Origin of the sequence: Spirosoma flavum, from assembly GCF_042686045.1 — a bacterium.
Classification (GTDB): domain Bacteria; phylum Bacteroidota; class Bacteroidia; order Cytophagales; family Spirosomataceae; genus Spirosoma; species Spirosoma flavum.
On the sequence record NZ_JBHUOM010000019.1, the window covers coordinates 57391 to 80381 of the forward strand.

25 protein-coding genes are annotated in these 22991 nt (G+C 46.8%); 18 read left to right on the top strand and 7 right to left on the bottom strand.

Annotation, left to right across the window (positions count from 1 at the left end):
* Window positions 1-2: 2 nt before the first annotated feature.
* The 3 genes from ACFS25_RS17330 (at window position 3) to ACFS25_RS17340 (ending at window position 1264) form a co-directional block, all read left to right on the top strand.
* A complete protein-coding gene (locus ACFS25_RS17330; protein WP_381503579.1) occupies window positions 3-431 on the top strand; it encodes a SufE family protein in 429 nt (142 codons plus the stop codon).
* A 10-nt stretch (window positions 432-441) separates the two neighbouring features.
* Complete coding sequence (locus ACFS25_RS17335; RefSeq protein ID WP_381503581.1) at window positions 442-753, top strand: DUF59 domain-containing protein; 312 nt, start codon at window positions 442-444, stop codon at window positions 751-753.
* Between the two features lie 79 nt (window positions 754-832).
* Window positions 833-1264: a BrxA/BrxB family bacilliredoxin gene (locus tag ACFS25_RS17340; RefSeq protein ID WP_381503583.1), complete on the top strand. Its 432-nt coding sequence runs from the start codon at window positions 833-835 to the stop codon at window positions 1262-1264.
* Window positions 1265-1341: 77 nt separating this feature from the next.
* Here ACFS25_RS17340 and eboC read toward each other — a convergent pair whose 3' ends face one another.
* Both eboC and ACFS25_RS17350 read right to left on the bottom strand, forming a co-directional pair.
* Window positions 1342-2223: a UbiA-like protein EboC gene (gene eboC / locus ACFS25_RS17345; RefSeq protein ID WP_381503585.1), complete on the bottom strand. Its 882-nt coding sequence runs from the start codon at window positions 2221-2223 to the stop codon at window positions 1342-1344.
* 116 nt (window positions 2224-2339) lie between these two features.
* Window positions 2340-3272, bottom strand: a complete 933-nt coding sequence (locus tag ACFS25_RS17350) for a TatD family hydrolase (protein ID WP_381503587.1) — start codon at window positions 3270-3272, stop codon at window positions 2340-2342.
* 161 nt (window positions 3273-3433) lie between these two features.
* Between ACFS25_RS17350 and ACFS25_RS17355 the strand changes: the two genes are divergently transcribed.
* Window positions 3434-4108, top strand: a complete 675-nt coding sequence (locus ACFS25_RS17355; protein WP_381503589.1) for a DUF4136 domain-containing protein — start codon at window positions 3434-3436, stop codon at window positions 4106-4108.
* A 6-nt stretch (window positions 4109-4114) separates the two neighbouring features.
* On the top strand, window positions 4115-4777 hold the full coding sequence (locus ACFS25_RS17360; RefSeq protein WP_381503591.1) for a porin family protein: 663 nt from the start codon (window positions 4115-4117) through the stop codon (window positions 4775-4777).
* 143 nt (window positions 4778-4920) lie between these two features.
* Here the strand turns inward: ACFS25_RS17360 and ACFS25_RS17365 are convergent, their stop codons facing one another.
* The 4 genes from ACFS25_RS17365 to rpsU form a co-directional block, all read right to left on the bottom strand.
* Window positions 4921-5595 (bottom strand): EboA domain-containing protein, encoded by a 675-nt coding sequence (locus ACFS25_RS17365; protein ID WP_381503593.1) that lies wholly within the window; start codon window positions 5593-5595, stop codon window positions 4921-4923.
* A gap of 38 nt (window positions 5596-5633) precedes the next feature.
* Window positions 5634-8276, bottom strand: a complete 2643-nt coding sequence (locus ACFS25_RS17370) for a GH116 family glycosyl-hydrolase (protein ID WP_381503596.1) — start codon at window positions 8274-8276, stop codon at window positions 5634-5636.
* A gap of 182 nt (window positions 8277-8458) precedes the next feature.
* The gene (locus ACFS25_RS17375) at window positions 8459-9379 is read right to left on the bottom strand and encodes a tyrosine-type recombinase/integrase (protein WP_381503598.1); all 921 of its coding nucleotides are present in this window, start codon (window positions 9377-9379) and stop codon (window positions 8459-8461) included.
* A 214-nt stretch (window positions 9380-9593) separates the two neighbouring features.
* Window positions 9594-9791: a 30S ribosomal protein S21 gene (gene rpsU / locus ACFS25_RS17380; protein ID WP_046576296.1), complete on the bottom strand. Its 198-nt coding sequence runs from the start codon at window positions 9789-9791 to the stop codon at window positions 9594-9596.
* Between the two features lie 58 nt (window positions 9792-9849).
* Here rpsU and ACFS25_RS17385 point away from each other — a divergent pair, with 58 nt between their 5' ends.
* From ACFS25_RS17385 to ACFS25_RS17415, 7 genes are all read left to right on the top strand, one after another.
* Window positions 9850-10776: a Ppx/GppA phosphatase family protein gene (locus ACFS25_RS17385; protein WP_381503600.1), complete on the top strand. Its 927-nt coding sequence runs from the start codon at window positions 9850-9852 to the stop codon at window positions 10774-10776.
* Window positions 10777-10877: 101 nt separating this feature from the next.
* Window positions 10878-11897, top strand: coding sequence for a bile acid:sodium symporter family protein (locus tag ACFS25_RS17390; RefSeq protein WP_381503602.1), 1020 nt, complete (start codon window positions 10878-10880; stop codon window positions 11895-11897).
* Between the two features lie 155 nt (window positions 11898-12052).
* Window positions 12053-12490: a MarR family winged helix-turn-helix transcriptional regulator gene (locus tag ACFS25_RS17395; protein ID WP_381503604.1), complete on the top strand. Its 438-nt coding sequence runs from the start codon at window positions 12053-12055 to the stop codon at window positions 12488-12490.
* Between the two features lie 33 nt (window positions 12491-12523).
* The gene (locus ACFS25_RS17400; protein ID WP_381503606.1) at window positions 12524-12982 is read left to right on the top strand and encodes a DinB family protein; all 459 of its coding nucleotides are present in this window, start codon (window positions 12524-12526) and stop codon (window positions 12980-12982) included.
* A 73-nt stretch (window positions 12983-13055) separates the two neighbouring features.
* Window positions 13056-13562 (top strand): PaaI family thioesterase, encoded by a 507-nt coding sequence (locus ACFS25_RS17405; RefSeq protein ID WP_381503608.1) that lies wholly within the window; start codon window positions 13056-13058, stop codon window positions 13560-13562.
* 13 nt (window positions 13563-13575) lie between these two features.
* Window positions 13576-14244 (top strand): alpha/beta hydrolase, encoded by a 669-nt coding sequence (locus ACFS25_RS17410; protein WP_381503609.1) that lies wholly within the window; start codon window positions 13576-13578, stop codon window positions 14242-14244.
* A gap of 143 nt (window positions 14245-14387) precedes the next feature.
* Complete coding sequence (locus ACFS25_RS17415; protein WP_381503610.1) at window positions 14388-14942, top strand: rhodanese-like domain-containing protein; 555 nt, start codon at window positions 14388-14390, stop codon at window positions 14940-14942.
* A 370-nt stretch (window positions 14943-15312) separates the two neighbouring features.
* On the opposite strand, the gene ACFS25_RS17420 is transcribed toward ACFS25_RS17415, so the two are convergent.
* Window positions 15313-16065 carry an SDR family NAD(P)-dependent oxidoreductase gene (locus ACFS25_RS17420; RefSeq protein ID WP_381503611.1) on the bottom strand — a complete coding sequence of 251 codons (753 nt, stop codon included), beginning with the start codon at window positions 16063-16065 and terminating at the stop codon, window positions 15313-15315.
* Window positions 16066-16391: 326 nt separating this feature from the next.
* Between ACFS25_RS17420 and ACFS25_RS17425 the strand changes: the two genes are divergently transcribed.
* From ACFS25_RS17425 to ACFS25_RS17450, 6 genes are all read left to right on the top strand, one after another.
* Window positions 16392-17381 carry a glycosyltransferase gene (locus ACFS25_RS17425; RefSeq protein ID WP_381503613.1) on the top strand — a complete coding sequence of 330 codons (990 nt, stop codon included), beginning with the start codon at window positions 16392-16394 and terminating at the stop codon, window positions 17379-17381.
* A gap of 455 nt (window positions 17382-17836) precedes the next feature.
* Entirely contained in the window at window positions 17837-19009 is a 1173-nt protein-coding gene (locus tag ACFS25_RS17430; RefSeq protein ID WP_381503615.1) for a 3-dehydroquinate synthase, read from the top strand.
* 75 nt (window positions 19010-19084) lie between these two features.
* On the top strand, window positions 19085-20347 hold the full coding sequence (eboE, locus tag ACFS25_RS17435; RefSeq protein WP_381503616.1) for a metabolite traffic protein EboE: 1263 nt from the start codon (window positions 19085-19087) through the stop codon (window positions 20345-20347).
* 49 nt (window positions 20348-20396) lie between these two features.
* Complete coding sequence (locus ACFS25_RS17440; protein ID WP_381503617.1) at window positions 20397-21785, top strand: alkaline phosphatase family protein; 1389 nt, start codon at window positions 20397-20399, stop codon at window positions 21783-21785.
* A 38-nt stretch (window positions 21786-21823) separates the two neighbouring features.
* Window positions 21824-22381 carry a hypothetical protein gene (locus ACFS25_RS17445; protein WP_381503619.1) on the top strand — a complete coding sequence of 186 codons (558 nt, stop codon included), beginning with the start codon at window positions 21824-21826 and terminating at the stop codon, window positions 22379-22381.
* Between the two features lie 85 nt (window positions 22382-22466).
* The gene (locus ACFS25_RS17450) at window positions 22467-22979 is read left to right on the top strand and encodes a hypothetical protein (protein WP_381503621.1); all 513 of its coding nucleotides are present in this window, start codon (window positions 22467-22469) and stop codon (window positions 22977-22979) included.
* Window positions 22980-22991 lie beyond the last annotated feature (12 nt).

Below are 22991 nucleotides of genomic sequence, written 5' to 3' on the forward strand. Positions count from 1 at the left end.
TTATGACAATTAACGAAATACAAGACGAGATCATTGAGGAATTCGACTTGTTCGATGATCAACTCGACAAGACGCAATACATTATTGATTTAGGAAAAAAACTGCCTCTTATGCCCGAATCGGCTAAAACAGACGATAATCGGATTATGGGATGCCAGTCGAAAGTGTGGTTAGATGGCGAATTGAAAGGAGATGGTCTGTATTTTTACGGCGATTCTGAACCAACAGCGCAAATATCCAAAGGTCTGATTGGCCTGCTGATTCGGGTGCTGTCAGGTCAAAAACCTGAAGATATTGCCAAGGCTGACTTATACTTTATTCCGCAAGTCGGTATGGGTAATTTGATTACCTCCTTACGGGCCGGTGGACTGGCTTCGATGATTGAACGGATGAAAGCGTACGGCCGCGCATACACCGAAAAAACTGTTTAATTGTTATGTCATGACAGACGAAGAACTGAAAGAACAAGTCGTATTAGCCCTTAAAGGCGTTTACGATCCCGAAATTCCGGTAGATGTGTACGAGCTAGGTCTTATTTACGACATCAAGATATTTCCCGTCAACAACGTTTATATTTTGATGACGCTAACCTCACCTTCGTGCCCATCGGCAGGGTCAATCCCGGCTGAGATTGAAGAGAAAATACGAGCTATCGACATCGTTAATGATGTTAGTGTTGAACTAACGTTTGATCCTCCCTATTCGACCGAACTCATGTCGGAAGTAGCGAAACTTGAACTTGGATTTATGTAAATTTATGTTGTTGGCCATTCGTTACCTAAACAACTAACAGTGGCTTGTGGCAATTGACTATTAATTAATCACAAAAATTATGTATCCTCCTCATTTGCTTATCCCGATGCGGGAAGACCTGACGAGCGTCGGGTTTGAAGAATTGACCACTGCTGACGATGTGGTGAACACAATGGAAAACGCAGAGGGCACAATGCTTGTTGTTGTGAACTCGGTTTGTGGCTGTGCAGCTGGTGCGGCTCGTCCAGGAGTGAAATCAGCTCTGGCGGCTAGTGCCATAAAGCCGGACAAGATGGTAACTGTATTTGCCGGTAGTGATCTGGAAGCTACCGCCAAGATGCGGGAATATCTGCTTCCTTATCCACCATCATCGCCTGCAATCGGTATTTTTAAAGATGGTGATTTAGTACATTTTATTGAGCGGCACCACATTGAAGGGCGCTCGGCGCAGATGATTGCTCAGCACCTGGAAATGGCGCTGGAAGAATTCTGCACACCTGCAAACGCCTAAATAAGACACCTCAAATCAAAGTGGGTCAGGCCGACTATACGCTGTATAGTCGGCCTGACCCACTTTGATTTGACAAATTACGTTACAGCAAATGCCTTCGCTAACAATCGTGATAGGGGTAACAGACAAAACACCAACATTGCCAGCGGAAATGATGCGAAAGCCGCTACCCATGCCGCATTCATGACAATGAGCGATAATACTCCCGCCTGCACAGCCATACCGATGTTTCGACCAACAGGTTCTTTTACCGCCCGCCAAAGTGGGGGGAAAATATAGTATCCAAACAGAAGCAGAAAGGGCAACGCCGTACCTAGCTGCTGCTGCCGTTGTGCCAAAGCCGCTACACAGCCGATTACGAGTGCGTAAAATAGTCCGGCAACCCGCAATATAGTTGGACTACCGCCATGAACCTCTCCCCTGCTGATCATCGTTATAGCGGCAATATAGGCAATCGGTACAACCCCAACCCACGCCCATGGCAAAACTTGGTCGGGTAGAATACTTACACCTAACAGTAAATTCAACCCTCGGCAAAGTCCCATATTAACGGGCCCTAACCAGTTATGATGCTTACCAAACCGATCATACACAAGCGAGGCTACACTAATCCCAATGGCCAGAAAACCAGCCGTTTGATTCACTAAAAACGAAGCAGCAATACCAATAATCAATAGGCCGGTTCCTAATAGAGTAGCGGCAACTTTACTGACTATACCACTGGGAATGGGGCGCTCGGGACGCTCGACGGCATCTAGCTCGGCATCGAAAACATCATTGAATACTACGCCCCCACCATACAGTCCGACCGTTGCTAAACTAAGCCAGCCGATAGGCGCCGGGGAAGCGTCGGGGATCATAAAATACCCCGCAATAGCCATACCCGCTAACACATCGGCAACAGCGGTAACGAGATTGGCAGGGCGAGTGAGGGAGAGAAATGCCTTTGTTTTGTTCATGTAGTGGTGTCGGTTTGTGAAGCACCAGCCCCATCGAAACCGACATATGTATAGCGTTTATAAGTAGCGTGTTGGTTTCAGGAGCAACAGCCCGGTCTAAACCGACACCACACTCACTATTTAATAATTGTTGATTCTTTGTCTATTCTTGGAGCCTGCCCACCGCGTAGAACCGAGCTACCATTATAACGCTGGCTCTGATCAATACCTATCGGTTGAGTGAGGTCGTCCAGGCTAAGTTGACCACTTTGGGCGAAGGCTGTTACGGCATTAGTGAAGCTTACAAGTTTGATGGCCTCGTCCGAAATACCACGCTGTTTCATCAATGCAGCCGTTTTGGGTACGGCCAATGGATCGCTAATCCCCCAGTCGGCGGCAGAGTTAATCATAATGCGCTCCGGTCCGTATTGCTTCACAATGTCAACCATTCGCTCATTACCCATTTTGGTAAATGGATAAATGGTAAAACCAGCCCAGAAACCTCTGTCCAACACCTCGCGTACCGTTTCTTCATTGTTATGATCTACGATAACCATACCCGGTTCCAGGCCGTGTTCGAGTGCAATGGCCATACTTCGGCTGGTTCCTTGCTTTTTATCGCGGTGGGGCGTGTGAATCTGCACAGGAAGGCCAGCTTCTTTGGCTAAATCCAACTGTGCCCGGTAGTATTTATCTTCAGCAGGCGTCTGGTCGTCAAATCCAATTTCGCCTATACCCACAACGCCTTCTTTATAGATAAATAATGGCAGAATTTCCATAACCTGTTCAGCTAATTCTTCCTGATTAGCCTCTTTGGAGTTCAACCCAATGGTGCAATAGTGCCGAATACCAAACTGCGACGCCCGAAATCGCTCCCATCCTACCAGACTGGCAAAATAATCCCGGAACGAATCTACACCCGAGCGAGGCTGTCCCAACCAGAAAGCCGGTTCGATCAAGGCTACTACGCCTGCATCGGCCATAGCCTGATAATCGTCGGTTGTGCGGGAGGTCATATGAACGTGCATATCGAAAAACGACATACCACGAATTGAATCCATAAAATCCATAGTTCTTCTACGTTAAGGGCGTTATAAAAACGTCAGTTGGGGCGCAAAGTTCCGCAAAAATACACCTCTTTTCTGCACGAATTTTAGCAACATTTTAATTCCATATACAACCTTCCTACTAGTCTATCCGTTTTATAGATAGTCATACAACAAATGCAACAATGAAAATGCGTCAACAATTTAAGCCAGTAAAGTGGAGCGTATGGGCGTCTCTACTTCTCCTAGTGGGCGGTGGGTTAACGGCCTGCCGTGAAAATGCAATCAACGATTTAAGCCCAGCTGACAGTCCGGTATACATTACGAACTACGACCGCTCGGTTAATTTTAGCCAATATAAAACGTTTAGCCTGCCCGACTCGGTGGTGATTGAGTCTAACGATGCCTATAGCACGGGACAAACTGATATTTCGAGCCGGTTCGTAACAAACGTAGCGAACTCCCTGACAGCGAAAGGATTCAAGCGGGTTACAAGAGGAGATAGCGCCGATTTAGGCGTGGCAATTATTCGGGTTAACAATCAGTATACGGGTGTTGCGTCAAATCCATATTCGTATTATTCGAGCTATTGGGGTGGTGGTTATGGTGGGTTAGGCGGTTATGGGTATTCACCTTATTACCCTAGCTATTACACATATCAGGTTACCGACCAGTACTGGGAGATTCAGATTGTTGATCTAAAAAATCGCCCGGCAACAGGCACGGGTACCGATCAGCAGCAGCTGAATGTCATTTATGACGCAACGATCCGGGGTACAGATATCACTGATCAGCAAGCAGTGGACACGGCTATAACCGCCATTTTTAATCAATCGCCTTATTTAAAGGCAACTGAATAGGTAATCATGAAACCGATAATAGCACTTTTTGCCCTTATGGCGTTAACAACAACGGCCTGGGCGCAGTATAAAAACGACAATACGGGTGATGATGCTTTTCCGTCACCGTATCAGCAATATGTCACGTTTAATATTTCGGCACGTTACGGTGTTGCTTTTCCATTCGGCGGACAACAGGGGTATATTAATAAAATATCGCCTACCAATCTTGCCATAGATGGCGAGTGGTTGTTTCCAAAACGGTTTTCGATAGGCTTAAAAACGGGCTATCAGTACAGCCAGCAACGGCTTGATCGTCAGGTTTATCAGTATGGCGACCAGGCTATTTCGGCAGTGCAAACCCGAACGTTATCGATTATTCCGGCAATGGTTTCACTCTCATATTACTTCGCCGACAATGCCGCTGCCCTGCGACCTTACGTCCAGTTTGCGGGCGGGGGTGCATTTGTTAACTACACCAATTACTTCGGGACGCTAGCCGATCCAAAAAATGGTTTTAAGGGCGCTATTGCTCCTGCCATTGGCCTTAAGTACTATGGTAAACGTGACCGGGGTTTAGGAGCCGAGATTCAAGCGCAGTATCAAAACGTATTCTTTAACTACGACTTATTGAAGAATAGTGCTCCGTCACTGATGTTATCGGCAGGTATTTCGTATCGGTTTTATTAAGGTAACGTGGACGGTCAGCCATTGCCGTGGAAACCCCTCGCTTTAAATTAATGCAGTGGTGTCTGTTACTAATAACCGACACCACTGCAAGATGAGACCTATAAAGTTTTTTCAAAAACCTTATAGGTCTATATATATCCACGTTACATCAATTCCTCAATATGAGCAGGTAAAGTACGCCCGGCAGCCCGACGTTCGGCAGTATAATCTGTCAGCGTTTGGGCGAGTCGGGCGTTTTTTCGTTCGTTTAAGCCAGTAATTTGCGTAACGTCTTTATCGGTAAAAAATGCTTTAAGAATCATCTGATTCCAGGCCGATTCATCAAAGTAATCGGCGGGGTAAGGATTGTGAAGCATGATCGCAGACTGAACATCGGCAATATTATTTCGAATACCTTCTGTCGCCTGAAACTTCCAAGCTTCGGGAAAGCTTAAAACCGGCAAAGCCGAATAAAGGGCCACCAGTTCATTGAGTTCACCCGCTTTAAATAGTTGGCTGATGGTTTTGACGTAGGCAATTTCGTCATCGGCGGGGAGTTGAAGTAGCCACCACACCCGCGCCAGTCGATCAAGCGTCCAATCGGCTACAGTGAAACCGGGCCGTACGCGCTCTAAAGCAAACGTTATATCAGACGGCACGCTAACAGTTTGTTTACCCACAAAGCGAGGCAGAGCCGTAAATACGCGATAGAACGTAGCTACTTGTGGGTTCGCATGAAATGCATCTGTCTGTTGGCGAAGGTAAGTGACCGCCTTCTCTGAATCAGTTTGCTGCTCAATAAGGTAGAACAGCGTTTGGCTCATTGTAAGAATATTCATAACGCAAAAATAGACGTTCGTCGGATTCAGTCCGATAATTAAGTATGCACCACCACAAGTAAAGGTTGGTTGACCTGAAGTTTGTGGCGAGTGGGAAATTTTATTGTTAGCGTTTTGGCATTCTGTTTCAGTTGAATAGGTATGGACTGATCTCCCAGCGTAGCTGTCACTTTTTTGGCGGGCTTAGCATCGTTTTTCTCAACGGTAAGCTGCTCTAGCTGAAGAGAGCCATACTTTACATCAACGCGGTATTCGTATAGTTTACCCTGTTTCTGCTGAGCATACGTACCCCAACCTTCGGCGGCAGTAAACGGAGTTGTGAACTTGCCGGTGTTCCATTTTGGTGCAAATGATATTTCTCCTTTCGGCCCGTGATACGTGTAGCCACAGGCCGTAATAAACGCCCCGTAACTAGCCATTGCCCGCGCGTAATGATCGCTGCACTCCACTTCGTTAAATGGATTCCGTTTAGCGGCATGGTAACGATCATGAACCGTTTTTATTACAGCAAGTCCTTCGTCGGTCATGCCTTCGGCAATCATGTGTCCGGCCACCTGATGCTCAAATCCGCTCATGCATTCGTGAAAATAGGTAACCTGCCAGGCATCCTTTACGCCATACGGAATGGTTTCATTCGTTGGGCTGGTATTCATCAGCATACCGCCTTCGCCGGGTAAAGCGTACGGACGCCCGCCATGATGGCTGGTGAGGTACGGTCCAACATCAGTCACAAAATTGTATTTCCAGAGAGCTCGCAGTGCCGACAGTGTTTTCTGTTGATCAATAATTCGACCTAAACCAACTTGAAACGCCCACGACTGACCATACACCTGATCGATGTGGCAGGTGTCGTAAGAGCCCAATACCGTTTTGCCTAATTTAGGGTCGGGGAGATGAATAAAGTACTCGCCATTAAACAGTTGCGATTCCATACCAGCCTTTCCCTTTTCGACGAAAGCTTTACAAACAGCGGCAAAGTCAGCGTCGTTGACTTCCTCAGCCATACATTCACCCGCTTTTACAGCCGTGAGACACAGGCCCACGAGCCACGCAATTTCGCCCGGCCATTTGGCATCCAGTGTATTTTCGAGCTGTGAGTCAACCATGCCGTTGCCATTCCGGTCTTGTTTCAACACATACTCGATTGCCCGTTTTGTTTTTGGCCAATTTCGTTTCAAAAATTCATCGTTAGCACTCATCTGATGTTCGCGATAAATACCCAAGATTCGCCCGGCTTGTCCGTCGATGGCGGGTTGCTGGTCGTATTCAGCCCGGAAACCGATGTGGCCGTCCTCATGAAAACCGAATCCTAAATCCACCCGTTCACGCGTATCCCGTTCCAGCGCCGGAAAAAGACGGCCCATCGCCTGCGCGTATTGCCACACGTGCGTACAAGTACCCGCACAGGAGCCTACGCCTTCCCACGCATAAAACCGCCCCGACGAAAATCGGTGTGCTGTGGTGGTGGCTAGCGTAGACACATTTAGCAACGTCCGCTCCAGAAACCAGTAGGGCAGCGTACTTTGGTCATACCAGGTTTGGCACCAGGTTTTGGTTTCGCCGGATAGTTTTCCGAAATTCTGTTGGATATAGGCACCAACTTCGGCAGCCGATTTGAATTGGTTGGTATAGTAACGCTTGGTTTCATTCTTTATCGAATGAAACGATAAATTCGGGAAGTACCAGGTTAAAACATAGTTCAACTCGGTCGTTACATTGGCTGGAATCTGTACCGCATTACGTACCGCTCCCAGTAATATTTCGTCAAATCGTTTGGTAGATGGCTGGGCATTTTCGGGACCAAATAAAACGTCGGGAGCTAGCGTAGCAGCCGTGTTAACTACCGTAGAGGGATTCAGGGAAAGCAGACAAAAGTTGCCGTAATCTGCTTTGAAAGAATACGCGTCATCAGCCCAATTTTTGTTGATAACGGAGCTAAAAACGCCATTAGGCACCGCCTTATTCGACTTAGTGTATTGGTCGTCAATTGCCGTGTAGATAGCCGCTTTATTTTCCAGCCAACCTACCACCGATACCGTTACCACAGCCTGGCTTTTATTGGCAATCGTGAAGGAGTAAATAGTAGCGGGCAGCCCCGAATTAGTTTCATCCAGTGGAATAAACGGCGAGTACACGTGTAACGAAATCTGAACCGGCAACGTAGCATCAATATAGCGAATAGTCGCCATTGGGTAAGTGGCTTCAAATTCAATTTCATCCCAATCTTCCGCTAATAAGCGTTTGGTTACGCTCTTTCCTTCGTAGTCAATCTTAAGCGAAAAACCCTGTTCTAGTGGGCGAATATCTTTAACGGGCTCAACATAGTTAGCTCCATCGAATGGGCGCAAAACCGACAGGTTATTCTGTATTTTTTCGTGCCACGGAACGTCTTTATAGACAACGCCAGTCTGGTTTTTGTTGAAGATGTCCCAAAGCCAAAGCCGTCCATCGCCACCCAAATACACACACCCGCAACCAATTCCTCCTACAGGCATCCCGATGTACTGAAGCTCGTTTTTTGTTTTCCGGTAGGTGGTTGGCGCTCCGCGTTCATATAACGATTTGATCCATTCAGGCGACGGTTTAGTCGGGTCAGATTTGTCTTGGACTGACAAGAAGCGATTAGTAAGAGACGAAAAATCCAGTAGAAAACCTGTAGCAGAAAAGCTAGTGGCTTTCATGAAGGTGCGACGATTGAGGCTATTTCTTGCCATGACACATAAAGGAGTCGTACCAAATTGGTTTGGTTCTCTATCTAAAACTCCGCTGGTCAACAACTATACTCACCTCACCCTTTGGCTATTCCCTCAAAAAAACAGAGGACATCATCTAATGAATTGGCTCACTAGCAGACTAAATCCACTTACTTTTTGGCTTTTGGGTGAGCCTGATCGTAGGTCTTTTTTAGTTGTTCCAGACTGGTATGTGTATAAATCTGGGTAGCGGCTAAACTACTGTGTCCAAGCAAATCTTTAATAGCATTCAGGTCGGCGCCCCGGTTGAGCAGGTGCGTGGCAAACGAGTGTCGCAATACGTGTGGGCTTTTTTTCTCAAGCGTTGTAACAAGCGTGAGGTTCTGCTTCACAATCCGCTGAATCAGCATTGGATAGGCCGCCACACCCTTATCACTCACGATTAAATAAATGCCATCGGCCTGGCCGGAGAACTCGTTTTCTTTGGATCGGCAGTACTGCTGAATTAGCTCAAACAGAGGTTGGTTCAAGGGTATAATCCGGTGCTTGTTACGCTTGCCCAGTACAGTAATTGTCTTCTCGTAGAGGTTGACATCAGCGGTTTTCAGGCCAATCAGTTCGCTCAGACGAATACCCGTTCCGTATAGCAATTCAAGTACTAGTTTGTCGCGGATGCCCTCAAATGTATCGGAAAACTCAATGTCGTTGAGCAACATTTCCATTGGTTTCTCTTCAACGTACTGCGGTAATTTTTTACTAGCTTTCAACGCCTGAATCTTCGACGTTGGATCGAAATCAATTACTTTCCGTCGTAGCAGAAAACCGAAGAAACTCCGAAGCGTGGCTATCTTCCGGTTTACCGATGATTTATCCGTCCCGGCTTCGACCAAGCTCACAATCCACGAGCGGATGTGTCGAAAGTCGGAGCGTTCGGGTTCAGCAATGTTACATTCCGTTAACAGAAACAGGCGAAATTGCTCTAAATCATTTGTGTAGGCAGTCAAGGTATGATGACTCAGCCGTTTTTCGTAACGAATGTGTTGGAGAAAGTCTGAACAGAAAGTTTGCCCGGCAGGATTTGTGGGATTCATTTGATTTCCCTGATTTTTACGTCACCAAAGCTACTTCATTTTCTATCATTCCGATGAAACAGGGGTGGCCCATGGCGAGTAATGAAAAAAAATGACAAACAAAAAAGCAGCAAACATCTCTGCTTGCTGCTTCCATATTTTACCTGGCAATTCGTTATCGTTGACTGCGCATTCAACGATTCGGTTAAGACCAATTACACCACACGAGCTACTTCTATTGCTCAGTGTGGTTGCCGTACATACGTTCTTTGTAGGTGGCTTTGATAATCTCGGTGCGACGCTTGATCGACGGCTTTTGAAAAGCTGTCCGCGACCGCAACTGCCGTAACACACCCGTCTTCTCGAATTTCTTCTTGAAGCGTTTCAGGGCTTTGTCAATCGACTCGTTGTCTTTTACGTTAATGATAAGCATGTTCTAAATATTCTGTTTTAGCTAAAAACCGGACGGCAAAGGTAATAAATTTGCAACTATGAAACAAGCCATTATTGACTTAGGTACCAATACATTTCACCTGCTGATTGCTGACAAAAGCGGTGATACATACACAACACTCTTCCGCGAAAGTCACCCAGCCAGAATCGGTCAGGCTGGTATAAATAAGGGAATCATCACGGAAGAAGGCATTGGCCGGGCGTTAGTTGTGCTAACTTACTTTCGGCAAGTACTTGACCAGTATGGTGTTGAACTCACTCAGGTCATAGCAACCGGAACTAGTGCAATTCGGGTTGCCAGCAATCAGCAGGAATTTATTGACCGTGTTCAACAAGAAACGGGCATTCAAATTCAGGTTATTTCGGGCGAGCAGGAAGCCGACTATATCTACAAAGGTGTTCGGGCGGCTGGAGCCCTGGATGATGCAACTTCTCTGGTGATGGATATTGGCGGAGGCAGTGTTGAGTTTATTCTGGGTAATCAGTCGCGGATTTTCTGGAAACAAAGTTTTGAGATCGGTGGCCAACGTCTCCGCGAAAAATTCATGACTACTGACCCGATTAATTCGGGTAGTCTTAATCGGCTTTATGATTACTTTCAGGAACAACTGCTGCCGTTAGCCAACGCAATCCACCAATATCAGCCCACAATTCTGGTAGGTTCCTCTGGTTCGTTTGATACGTTGGTAGATATGTGGTGCATGCACGAACAAGGGCACTTACCCGATGTAAATCAAAGCGACTTCGCCTTACCCATTGCAGAATTTTATCGCGCTTATGAATTGCTTATTACCCAAAATCATGCTGACCGTATGCAGATTCCCGGTATGATCGAACTGCGGGTAGATATGATCGTGGTAGCGGTTTGCCTGATTGATTATGTGTTAAAGACGTACGGAATTTCGCAGATCAGAACCTCGACATACTCCTTAAAAGAAGGGATCTTAGCGTCACTTAATGACTAAATGTTTAGCGAGTAATGCCTTTGTGAACGGGTAATTTTATGGGTATTCGCCCTTTGGACTATCTATGCCCGGTATTCATTACACATTACTCATTTCAGGAAATGAAAGCAGAAACCAATGCCCGCTCGTCCTACAGCAATTTGATCTATACCGCCCTGATTATTGCCGCTGTGGCCACAGCAATGACCTTTCCGGGGCCATTCACCAAAATAGGTGACTTCCCATTGAAAAAACTTATTGTGCCACTACTGCAAATCATCATGCTTGGCATGGGCACTACCATGTCGATCAAAGACTTTGAGGGCGTTATTAAACAACCCAAGGCGGTATTCATTGGCGTGTCTTGCCACTTTCTCATCATGCCTTTGCTGGGCTTTACACTGGCTAACGTATTCAACTTTCCACCCGAAATTGCGGCTGGGGTCGTGCTAATTGGCTGTTCGCCCAGCGGCCTTGCTTCGAACGTTATGTGCTTTATTGCCAAAGCCAACGTGCCCCTGTCAATCACCATTACAACACTGGCAACGTTACTGGCCCCTCTCCTGATGCCACTTTTGATGACATTGCTGGCGGGCCAATTCATTGAGATTTCGTTCCTGAAAATGATGATTGAAATTATGGAGATTGTCATTCTACCCGTTTTGGTAGGGTTAGCACTGAACCGTATTTTCCACAAGTCAGCCGTCATCCTAAACCGTGTAATGCCTCTCATTTCGATGGGTGGTATTGTGCTGATTGTTGCCATTATTACAGCCACTGGTCGCGATAGCCTCTTAACTGTAGGCTGGACACTAGCCCTTTGCGTTCTGATCCACAACTTAACCGGCTTCACGTTAGGCTACTGGAGCGCCCGGCTTTTTGGTATGGACGAGCAGAGTTGCCGCACGGTGGCTATTGAAGTTGGGCTGCAAAACGGCGGGTTAGCATCGGGGATTGCCGTTCAGATGGGCAAAATTGCTACCGTAGGACTAGCTCCTGCCCTCTTCGGACCAATTATGAACACGACTGGTTCGCTGCTTGCCACCTACTGGAGCCAGCACCCACCGAAAGGGGTTCTGCTAAATCAAAATATAACCTCTTCAACTTATCCTGTGTCCTCAGAGGATATTCAGGGAATGTAAAAACGGAGGTCTATGCTGACTTACGCATGTTCTTACTAAAGTGAGCATTAAGATAGGTTGAGACCGTTAAAAAAGCCATTTAGTTGTCGATCAGCTAAATGGCTTTTTCAGTCAATGCAAGTTGCATATACAACTTATTAATTTATGTTTACGATATGAGTACCAAACCACACTGGCAAAACAGCGATCCGACCGAGACCTATTGCATTGCCGGACGACTCAGGATGTTGGCGCGGGTCGTGACAGGACGATATAACGATGCCTTCGTGTGCGAGGGTATTACCTTCGCTCAGGCAGGATTACTCATGCGCATTTTTGCGCAACCGGGTGTGCGACAGGCTGAGTTGTCGCAATTGCTACAGATCGAAAAATCGGCTATGAACCGGGATGTGCACTTGTTACATAAAAACGGCTGGCTAACCGACAGTCTACGAAGCGGTTTATTTTTGAGCGACGATGGCAGGTCATTAGCGAAACGATGCCACAAAATCTGGAAAGTACTAAATGAGCAAATTCGCAACGAGCTTGGCACTGATGCTATTGAGGGGCTAACCGTTTTTTCTGATAATGCAATGACCAAACTTTTACCCTGATAGCGTAGCTAGAGGCTACACGCCAAAATATCTATGACAACTGAATTCCTGACCCAACTCTGGCAGCTGAATCAAACTCCTGCACAGGGACCAATTCGGAAATTGACACCTGACAATTACCGCAATCGTCTAACACCCGAAACCGCTTCGGCGGGTTTCATAGCACTGCACACAGCCGAGGTTATGCATCGGTTTGCCCAAATTCTGTTTGGCCGAGAACTGAGCATTCACCCACAGGCTAGTGGGGGTATTTCGGACGAAGGCAATCCACTCGATCTGGTATCAGTTCAGCAACTGGTCAATGATAGTTTCGCGATGATCGCCGGGTACATACAACAAACGAGTGATACCCAATGGGCCGAGATTATACAATCGCCTTTTGGGGAGGTATCAAGACTGCAAGGGCTTACATTTCTAATGCATCACAACTCATATCACGCCGGTCAAATAATGCAGGCAATAAAGAAAGGAAATTATTTTTCTCATAAATAACTCTCTATAAGACCAGTATCTTAAAATCAACTCAATTATCCATCGCTATTCAGAGCCAATTTCTTTATAAGTAATGAATGACATAAATCAACCAGAACGTACGCGCACCTACTCGTGGGAAGATCAGGCAATTGGGGTAAAAGTGGGGTCTACCCTATCGGGCATGGACTATTTACGGGGAATCATTGCGGGCAAATATCCGGCTGCTGCTATCGCCAACACACTCGACATGCAGATTGAAGCGGTCGAGGAAGGCAAAGTTACGTTCTCGATTGTACCACAGGAATTTCATTATAATCCCATTGGCTCTGTTCACGGAGGTGTTTTCTGTACCATTCTCGATTCGGCCCTAGGCTGTGCTATCCATTCGACATTACCCGCGGGAACAGGTTATACCACGCTTGAGCTAAAGGTCAACTTCATTCGGCCACTGACAATCACCACGGGCAAGGTGCTGGCTATAGGGACGCTTATTCATTCAGGGCGATCTGTAGCAACTGCCGAGGCCAAAATTGTGGATGAGCAGGGAAAACTCTATGCCCACGCCACAACGACCTGTATGCTTTTTCCGTGGCGATAATCTTCTAGAAAGAATGACTGAACACCACCTCGCCGTTCAGCGAACGGCCCGCTACTACACCATTGGTGAACTGACCGATCAGACAAAAAACATTTGGTTTTGTTTGCACGGATTTGGTCAACTGGCGCAATATTTCAGCCGTAAATTCTCAAGCTTAGACGATGGTCAGACGTTAATCGTCGTGCCGGAGGGCTTATCCCGCTTTTATTTAGACGGTACTTACACTCGAATCGGTGCTTCGTGGCTAACCCGTGAAGAGCGGGAACACGAAATCAGCGACTTCCTGGCTTATCTGAATTCGCTATATGACCTGATTCTGAATGGTTACGACGCCACACAACTTCACATTACAGTATTGGGTTTTTCGCAAGGCGCAGCTACGGCCTGCCGATGGCTCAACTACAGCGTTGGCCCAAACGGTCCTATTCGCGCTGACAGGCTGATTTTATGGGCGGGCTATTTTCCAAATGGTTTTCAGGGACTAATTGACCCGGCTAAGTTGGCTCCTATCGAAACGCACTATGTTTATGGCAGACAAGACGAATATATTGGGAAAATGGACGATGTCGAAGGCTATTTGAGCCGGATGAAAACCGAAGTTTCGGGGTTAAACATAACGGCGTTTGACGGTGGGCATCGGGTAGAGTCCGAGGTATTGCAATCACTTTTTACGGCTCACTGATTGAAGGCCATTCCTGTAGATTAGGTTAAATACTACCGATCTTTTCAGACGTTTGTGAAGCTAAGTTGCTGAAAACTACCGCTCATCATAATTAACCTGACAAATTACAGCGTGGTCGTATTCTTGTAAAAAAACGTATATGAATGAAACATTTACTGCTTCTATTGGTGCTTTTGTCGGGGTTGTTTTTCCAGGCTTACGGGCAGAAAAAAAACGTTAAACAGGATAGCGAACAATATGTATGCCTACCCTGCGGGTCTGACTGCGACCATGCTATAGTTGACAAACCGGGTACCTGTCCGCATTGTGGCATGCGCTTAGTGCTCAAAAATAGTATTGTTTTCAAGAATGTTACCCCTGCCGAACTCTGTAAGATTGTCGCCCTGCGACCAGATGTGGTATTGTTGGACGTGCGAACGCCCGAAGAATTTACGGGTAAGGCCGACGAAAAGTTTGGTCATTTAAAAAACGCCATTAACATTCCGATTCAGGAATTAGAGAGTCGCTTAGCCGAGTTGAAAGACGCCAAAAATAAGGAGATCATCGTGTATTGTTCGCACAGTCATCGCAGCCCACGTGCTAGCTACATATTGACGGAAAATGGCTTTAAAAATGTTAAGAATATGACTGGTGGCATGTCAGTCTGGACCGGTTCCGTAGGCCAGCTCTCTATGGGAAAATCTCTATTGATCAGATAACTATGTTAGTTGGCAACAGGTATAATTTCCTTAACTACTCTGTTGTAAGGGCAGTTGCTCAAGGCTATAGCCAGAGCAATTGTAGACTTAGGCAACTACCTGTTATCAATCTACTAAACCAAACCGCTGGTTAATCATAGCGAAGAAGTCGTCATTACTCATGATTTTCCAGGCACTATACAACGCCTGAGCATCGTGCCTGGCAGGGATTCTGACAACCCGTCCACACCAAATTTAGTAGCGTGATAGACAGATGCACGATGACGCTCCCGTGATAAAAATAGTCTTTTTCGTAGCCGTTATCTTAACCAAGGTTTTCACCCTGAGCCGGTAGCATAGTTCAGGGCGAAAACCTTGGTCAGTGCGAAATTCACTTCCGATAAATCGTCGTAGCTGCGGCCTGCGCACTCGCCAGAATTGTCATATCTGCGATGGTTACATGAGCAGGAGCCGTTACAGCATACACAATTGTATCAGCAATATCGTCGGCGGTAAGGGGTGTAAAGCCTTCATAAACCTTGGCCGCTCGGTCGGTGTCTCCTTTGAAACGCACAACGGAAAACTCCGTTTCAACAGCCCCGGGCGCAATGTTTGTTACTTTAATACCATGCTGGGTCAGGTCCAGCCGCATTCCCATACTAATCGCTTCAACTGCGGCTTTGCTGGCACAATAGACCGCACCATTGGCATAGGTTTGTTTACCTGCTATAGAACTCAAGTTGACAATATGGCCCCGCTTGCGTTCAACCATTCCTGCCATAACAGCTTTTGAAACATAGAGCAACCCCTGTACATTCCCATCAATCATCTGATCCCAATCGGTGGGGTTTCCATCCTGAATAGCCGACATTCCTTGTGCGCTCCCGGCATTGTTCACCAGAATATCAATGGCTTTCCATTCGTCGGGCAGGCCACTAATAGCCTCTTCGACGTCGGTCCAGTCGCGCACATCGAAGCTGAGCGTTGTCACTATGGTCTGAGCAATAAGTTGTTCCTCCAATTCCTCTAAACGATCCTGCCGACGACCGCAAAGAATAAGACGGTAGTCGAGGTCGGCAAAGGCTTTAGCAGTGGCGCGGCCAATACCAGACGTTGCGCCGGTGATGAGGGCAATACGAGACATATAAACGACGAAAAATAGGTGATTCCGCAAAGATAAACGGGCTGTCGGAGGTTTGTGAACCGCACACTACAATTCCTCTTCGTTTATCCCGTATGGTAGAGTTTAAAACATCTAACTTTCTTACTCACAATAATTTACCAAATGATAATTTAATCAAAAAAAGCCTTCGACCGATTTTGGTCGGGTTTTTGCACTGCGTCGGTTATGTTGTGGGTTAAAAGAGTAAAACGTTTCATATCCATACCTGTATTGGGTAAAACACTACTCAGAATGAGCCACTTCGCTACTCTTTTTTAACGAAACAGTCATTCTTATTTTTTTAATTTATGCTACCTGAATTTTCGGTAGTAATCCCGACTTATCAACAGCCGGCCTTACTGCTCAAATGCCTCGACGCACTGGGTCGTCAACGATTTCCGCACGATCGATTTGAGATTATTGTGGTCGATGAAGGGAACTCGCCCGAAACCAAAACGGCTGTCTTACTCTTTGCTAAACAAATAGCCCGCAACGGCGGACCTATTGACGTACGCTACTTCGGCCAGACCGAACGACGCGGCCCAGCGGCTGCCCGAAATCGGGGTTGGCGAGCGGCTCGCGGACGTATCATTGCGTTCACCGACGACGACTGCCTGCCTGAACCAGAATGGCTTTCATCCACACTACCTTACTTTCAGCAGGGAGCGCAGGTCATGAGCGGGCAACTACGGGTACTCTTGCCGAATAAACCTACCCCACTCGATCGCACCGCCACATTTCTGAAACGCGCGGAATTCATGGCGGCTAACTGCTTTTGCCGGAAATCCACACTGGAACAAGTTGACGGATTTGAGGAAGCGTTTGATACAGCCTGGCGCGAAGACAGTGATCTCCAATTCAAGTTTCTTCAGGCGGGAATCTCCATTGTGAAATGCCCTGAATCGGTTGTCGTTTATCATATTCGCCCATTTCCCTGGTATATTTTACTTCAGGATGAGCGCAAAAATTCCTACGATGCCTTGCTTTACAAACGTCATCCAAACCTTTTTCGGGAGCGTATTCCGGCTTACCGGCGGCAGGTAATGCGCTATTATGCCTCTGTAGTGAGTATAGCCATCGGTCTGATTAGTCTGCTGATCGGGCAGGAAGGCATTGCCATTATGAGCCTTAGTGTCTGGCTTTTTTTATCAACAGATCTGGTAATGCATCATTTGCCCAGTTCACCTCTAACCTGGATTGTCATAAAACACGCTGTACTAACGGCTGTTGCAACGCCGTTTTTATCCGTCTATTGGCGTCTCTACGGAGCGGTTAAATACAAAGTGCTGTATTGGTAAGTGCGTTGAGGAATACGCTAGCCGGGGTATTCCTCAATGCATCTTTTTGATGCCAGTTTTTCTTACTTGATTTCAACGTACCTGCCTAACCTCTCCGGTCACGCCCCTCAATACGTTTAAGATAGTCGTACACAATCCGTTTCATAGGAACTACGACAGTGACATACGACATCAGCATATAGTTTTAAGTCGGACCAACGCCAATCTGCATTAGCCAGTTACCCAGGCGACTCTCCTATTCATTCGTTTTGCAATCAGCAAACCGGCCAATCATCCCATCGGCTTCTTAGTACATTAATTTTTTAGAACTAATCGAAACACAGTTGCTGTACGACAATCTCCAGGTCGCATGATCACTTGGTAGATTTCGCAAAAAAATGAATTTAGCGTAGGGGACTTTTTTGAGCAATCCTGTTGTTTTTTGGGTAATTTTGAGTTTTTACATAATTAAGGAGATGAGCCATTTGCAGCAGTCTTTCACGGTTCAATTCGTATACAACGTCTTTTTTACCGGAAAACTTTTCGATAGTACCAACCCGTTACTCGCTGACTTTTTCACTCAACAAGCCAGCGCCGAGACTCGAAAAAAACTTTTATTCGTTATTGATTCAGGTGTTGTTGATACACATCCTGACTTACCGACAAGCATCAAAACGTACTTTGCTCAACACGCTGATCTTGTTGACCTTGTGCCGGAGTTATTGATTATTCCAGGTGGCGAAGTCGCGAAAAATGACCCTGATTTAGTCGAGAAAATTGTGGATGCCGTAGATCGTAATGGGATTGACAGACATTCTTATGTAGCCGCTATTGGGGGTGGATCGGTGCTCGATTTAGTCGGCTATGCGGCTGCTATTTCACACCGGGGCATTCGCCATATTCGCATCCCGACAACCGTGCTCTCGCAGAATGATTCGGGCGTGGGCGTTAAGAATGGCGTTAATTACCGATCAAAGAAAAACTTTCTCGGGACATTTGTACCACCCGTGGCGGTTTTCAACGACAATCAGTTTTTATTGACGCTCGATGATCGTGACTGGCGGGCGGGTATCTCGGAAGCCATTAAAGTAGCGCTCATTAAAGACAACGCTTTTTTTGAGTGGATTGAGAGCCATGCCGAAAGGCTTGCAGCTCGCGACATGACGGCAATGCAGTACCTCATTCATCGTTGCGCTGAGATGCACCTGCAACATATTTCGAGCGGAGATCCGTTTGAAATGGGTTCTTCAAGACCGCTGGATTTCGGCCACTGGAGTGCCCATAAGCTGGAACAACTCACCAACTTCGAGACACGTCACGGCGAAGCCGTTGCCATTGGCATTGCGCTGGATAGTCTGTACTCCCAGCAACTCGGTTGGCTAACCGAAGCCGATACGAGCCGTATTCTGACCACGCTGCGAACACTTGGCTTTACCCTTTATCAGCCCATGCTCGACACCGATAACAGCGCGGGTGTGCTGAAAGGACTTGCCGAGTTTCGTGAACATTTGGGCGGACAACTAACCATTATGCTGTTACAAGGCATTGGTCGGGGGGTAGAGGTGCATGAAATAGATGCTGACCACGTTCGACAGGCAATTGCTACCTTACGTGAACAGGAATCATTAAATCTTCAGCCTGCCTTATAAAACCTATAAGTTAGATTATACAAGTGGCCCCGCACCGAAGCGAAGTGGCTTCCAATACTTAACAGGTTTCTTCGTATGAAAACTTCCCTCGGACACTTGGGCTATTGTACCAATATTCATGCTGGTGAAACATGGACGGACCATTTTACCGCCTTGCAGCAAACTATTCCAGAACTAAAGCAACGATTATCGCCCGATGCACCGTTTGGCATTGGTTTGCGGCTGTCTAATGTGGCTAGCGAAGAATTGGAAATGCCCGAAAATCTAGTGGCGTTTCAACATTGGCTGACCGAAAACGATTGTTATATCTTCACGATGAACGGTTTTCCGTTTGGTGGGTTTCACAATACCGTTGTTAAAGATCAGGTTCACGCTCCCGACTGGACCACCGAAGCAAGGGTCGAGTACACGAAACGGCTGTTCCGAATTTTGTCGGTTTTATTGCCAGTCGATGAGTTGGGAAATGCTATTCAGGGGGGCGTTTCGACCTCGCCCCTCTCCTACCGTCATTGGTTTGAGTGGGATCTACCAGCCGCTCGAGACCTCATCTTTTCGCAAACGACGCAAAATGTATTGGAAGTCGTTAGTGAATTGGTTCGTTTGCACCGCCAAACCGACCGCTTGATGCACCTCGATCTAGAGCCTGAACCCGACGGCGTTATTGAAACAGCCGACGAATTTGTTAGCTGGTTCATGGATTACCTATTGCCGATGGGTATTGAGCAGTTGAGTGAACAGTTTGGCCTGACCGACGAAGAAGCCGAAGCCGCCATCTGCGAACACGTTCGCTTGTGTTACGATGTTTGCCATTTTGCCGTAGGTTACGAACGCCCGGCTGAAGTACTGGATAAACTCAAAAAATATGGCTTACGCGTCGGTAAAATTCAGATTAGCGCGGCTTTAAAAGCTGAATTCCCAATGCTGGAGTCGCCTTCGACCAAGCAAAGCCGTGAGGCCGTGCGACAGGCATTCGAACAATTTAACGAGCCAACCTATTTGCACCAGGTCGTGGCCCGAATGCAATCTGGCGAGTTAGTACGCTTTCCCGATTTGCCGGAGGCTTTGGCCGCTTTTGACAACAATCATGCCGAGTGGCGGGCGCATTTTCATGTCCCGCTTTTCGTATCAGCGTATGACGTACTAACATCCACGCAGGATGATATTCGGGAGGTGTTGCAGTTACAAGCCGACCGGCGGTTTACGAATCAGCTTGAGGTCGAAACCTACACATGGGGTGTATTGCCAGACGAGCTAAAAAAAGATTTAGTTGACTCAATTGAACGAGAAATGAAGTGGGTTTTGGGGGTAGGCTTACAGTATGAGGAACATTTAGATTAACTGGATTTTCCTTAATTAGCTGATTATCTCGTCATTATTGTCAAAACATATGAAAAAGACCGTAGTACTCGACGTTGTGGGCTTGTCCTATTCGCTCATCGGCGAACACACTCCTTTTCTGAAACAATGGTTTGCCAGTAAGCATCAGGCCACTATCGACCCAATGCTACCGGCTGTAACAACGTCGGTGCAGTCCACGTATGTAACGGGCAAATGGCCCAGTGAAACCGGCATTGTTGGCAACGGGTGGTATGATCGCACCGATTCGGAAGTGAAATTCTGGAAACAGTCAAACAAGCTTGTTTCGGGTGAAAAGATTTGGGAACGGGCAAAAAAACTTGATCCGAATTTTACGGTTTCCAAGATGTTCTGGTGGTACAATATGTACTCCTCCGCCGATTATTCGGCCACGCCCCGGCCACAGTATCCGTCTGACGGTATGAAAATACCTGATTGCTACACCCAACCCGCCGACCTTCGCGACCGACTTCAGAAAGAACTTGGCACGTTTCCGCTTTTTCAGTTTTGGGGGCCCGCCACTACGATCAAATGCACTCGCTGGATTGCCGACGCATCGATGCTGGTGGACAAATGGCACAACCCAACACTGACGCTGATTTACCTGCCCCACTTGGATTATTGCCTACAGAAATTCGGGCAGGATTTCTCAAAAATCGCCACTGACCTGCGTGAAATCGACGACGTTTGCCGCGATTTGATTCAGTACTACGAAAAGCAGGATGCCGAAGTAATTGTGTTGTCGGAATACGGCATTACGAATGTGAGTAAGCCAATTCACATCAACCGGATTTTGCGCGAAGCGGGTATGATTCGCTACCGGGAAGAACGTGGTTTGGAATTGTTCGACGGAGGAGCTTCACCTGCTTTCGCCACGCCCGACCATCAGATTGCGCATGTGTACATCAATGACCCAAGTGTCTTTGATAAAGTGCGTTCGCTACTGGAAAAAACACCGGGTATTGAATTGGTTCTCGACAAAGAACAACAAAAAGCGTATCATATTGATCATGAACGCTCCGGTGATCTGGTTGTGGTGGCCGACGCCGATAGTTGGTTCACCTATTACTATTGGCTCGACGATGCCCGTGCGCCAGATTTTGCCCGTCTGGTAGCTATTCACCAGAAACCGGGCTACGACCCCGTTGAGATGTTTATGGACCAAACGAATCCACTTATCAAACTTAAAGCCGGTTACAAATTAGGGCGTAAATTGCTTGGCTTCCGGTATCTGATGAACGTGATTTCGCTGGATGCTACACTCGTTAAAGGATCGCACGGACGGATTGGCACCGCGCGGGAGTATCATCCTGTTTTTGTGAGTAGTCAGGAAGTAGGCAACACCCTGTCAGCCACGGCTGTATACGACAAAATCTGGGAAACGTTATCCGCAGAGGTATTCGAAAAACAGACGAAGTAAGTTATTGGTTATTAGACGAAAGGACGTAATTTAATCGTATGAAAGCCACTGTCGCCCTCATTCTGTTTGTTTCTGCCTGTACGTCGCACCGACCACCGGCGGTGAATGCACCAGCCGATGGTGCTGAATACTATCAGCATGGGCAGCCAATGGCGGCTATTCTACCGCGGCTTTATCCAGACCCGCAAGGTGGTCTTGGTCACTCACAAGACCCCGATATTCGAGTGACCGATATACGCCTGACAGCCAGTTATACAGTGTTGTACATGTCGTTTGGTAAAGATAAGAGCGACCGTAATGGCAATTACTACGGCAGCAGCAGCATTTCGTTTAACCCTAAAGCGGTTTTGGCTACAGCGGACGGGAAGCGCACTTATGCCTTAATAAAAACAGAAGGCATTCCTACCTCGCCGGACACCCGTGACATTAAAAATGACGAGCGAGTGCCCTTTATTCTTTACTTCGAGCGGCTAGATAAGGGCGTTGAATCGTTTGATTTATTTGAGTGTCAGAGCGATAACCAAAATTCCTGTTTTAATGTATCGGGTATGACCATTCAAAATGCTACGGGACCAGCATCTCAATTGCCAAAGTAAGCTATCTTTTTTATGTTCATATATACACCGAATCCTGAAATCAGACGTTAGGGAAATATGGTTACCCTTTTGTTTTTGTCTGATTATGTCTCTTTTTGCCTTTTTTTGTCGTCATCTTCGCGTTCCTCTTTTCGTTGCTGCTAGCCTATCTTTTAGTCTATTTGCCCTCGCTCAAGTCAATTTAAAGTACCGTTTGCTCAACGGTTATTTTCTAAGCAACGATGCCCCGGTCAGTAAGGGAAAACCTACACTTTTCGTGTTTGAACAGGCCGACACGTTCGGGCAGGTGTTTCAACCAGCCACGACCATGAGCAAAAAACCTGATGTGCCTAATTTTGATAAAGAAATGGCCATCGGTATTGCGCTTCCACCAACCAAAACACCCCCAAAACTTTCGATTAGTAAAGTATTCGTGCAGGACTCAATCCTTACGGTGCGGTACATTCGTATGGCCGACACAACGCTCACAAAGTCTCCTCAGTCGTTTACCAGTCAGCCAATGCTGTTATTTACCATTCCTAAACAGAAAGTATTGAAGACCAAACTTGTTGAAAACGGCAAAGTTGTGCAAACGCCTAAGAAACTGGATGATCAGTAGAGGTTATTTTTT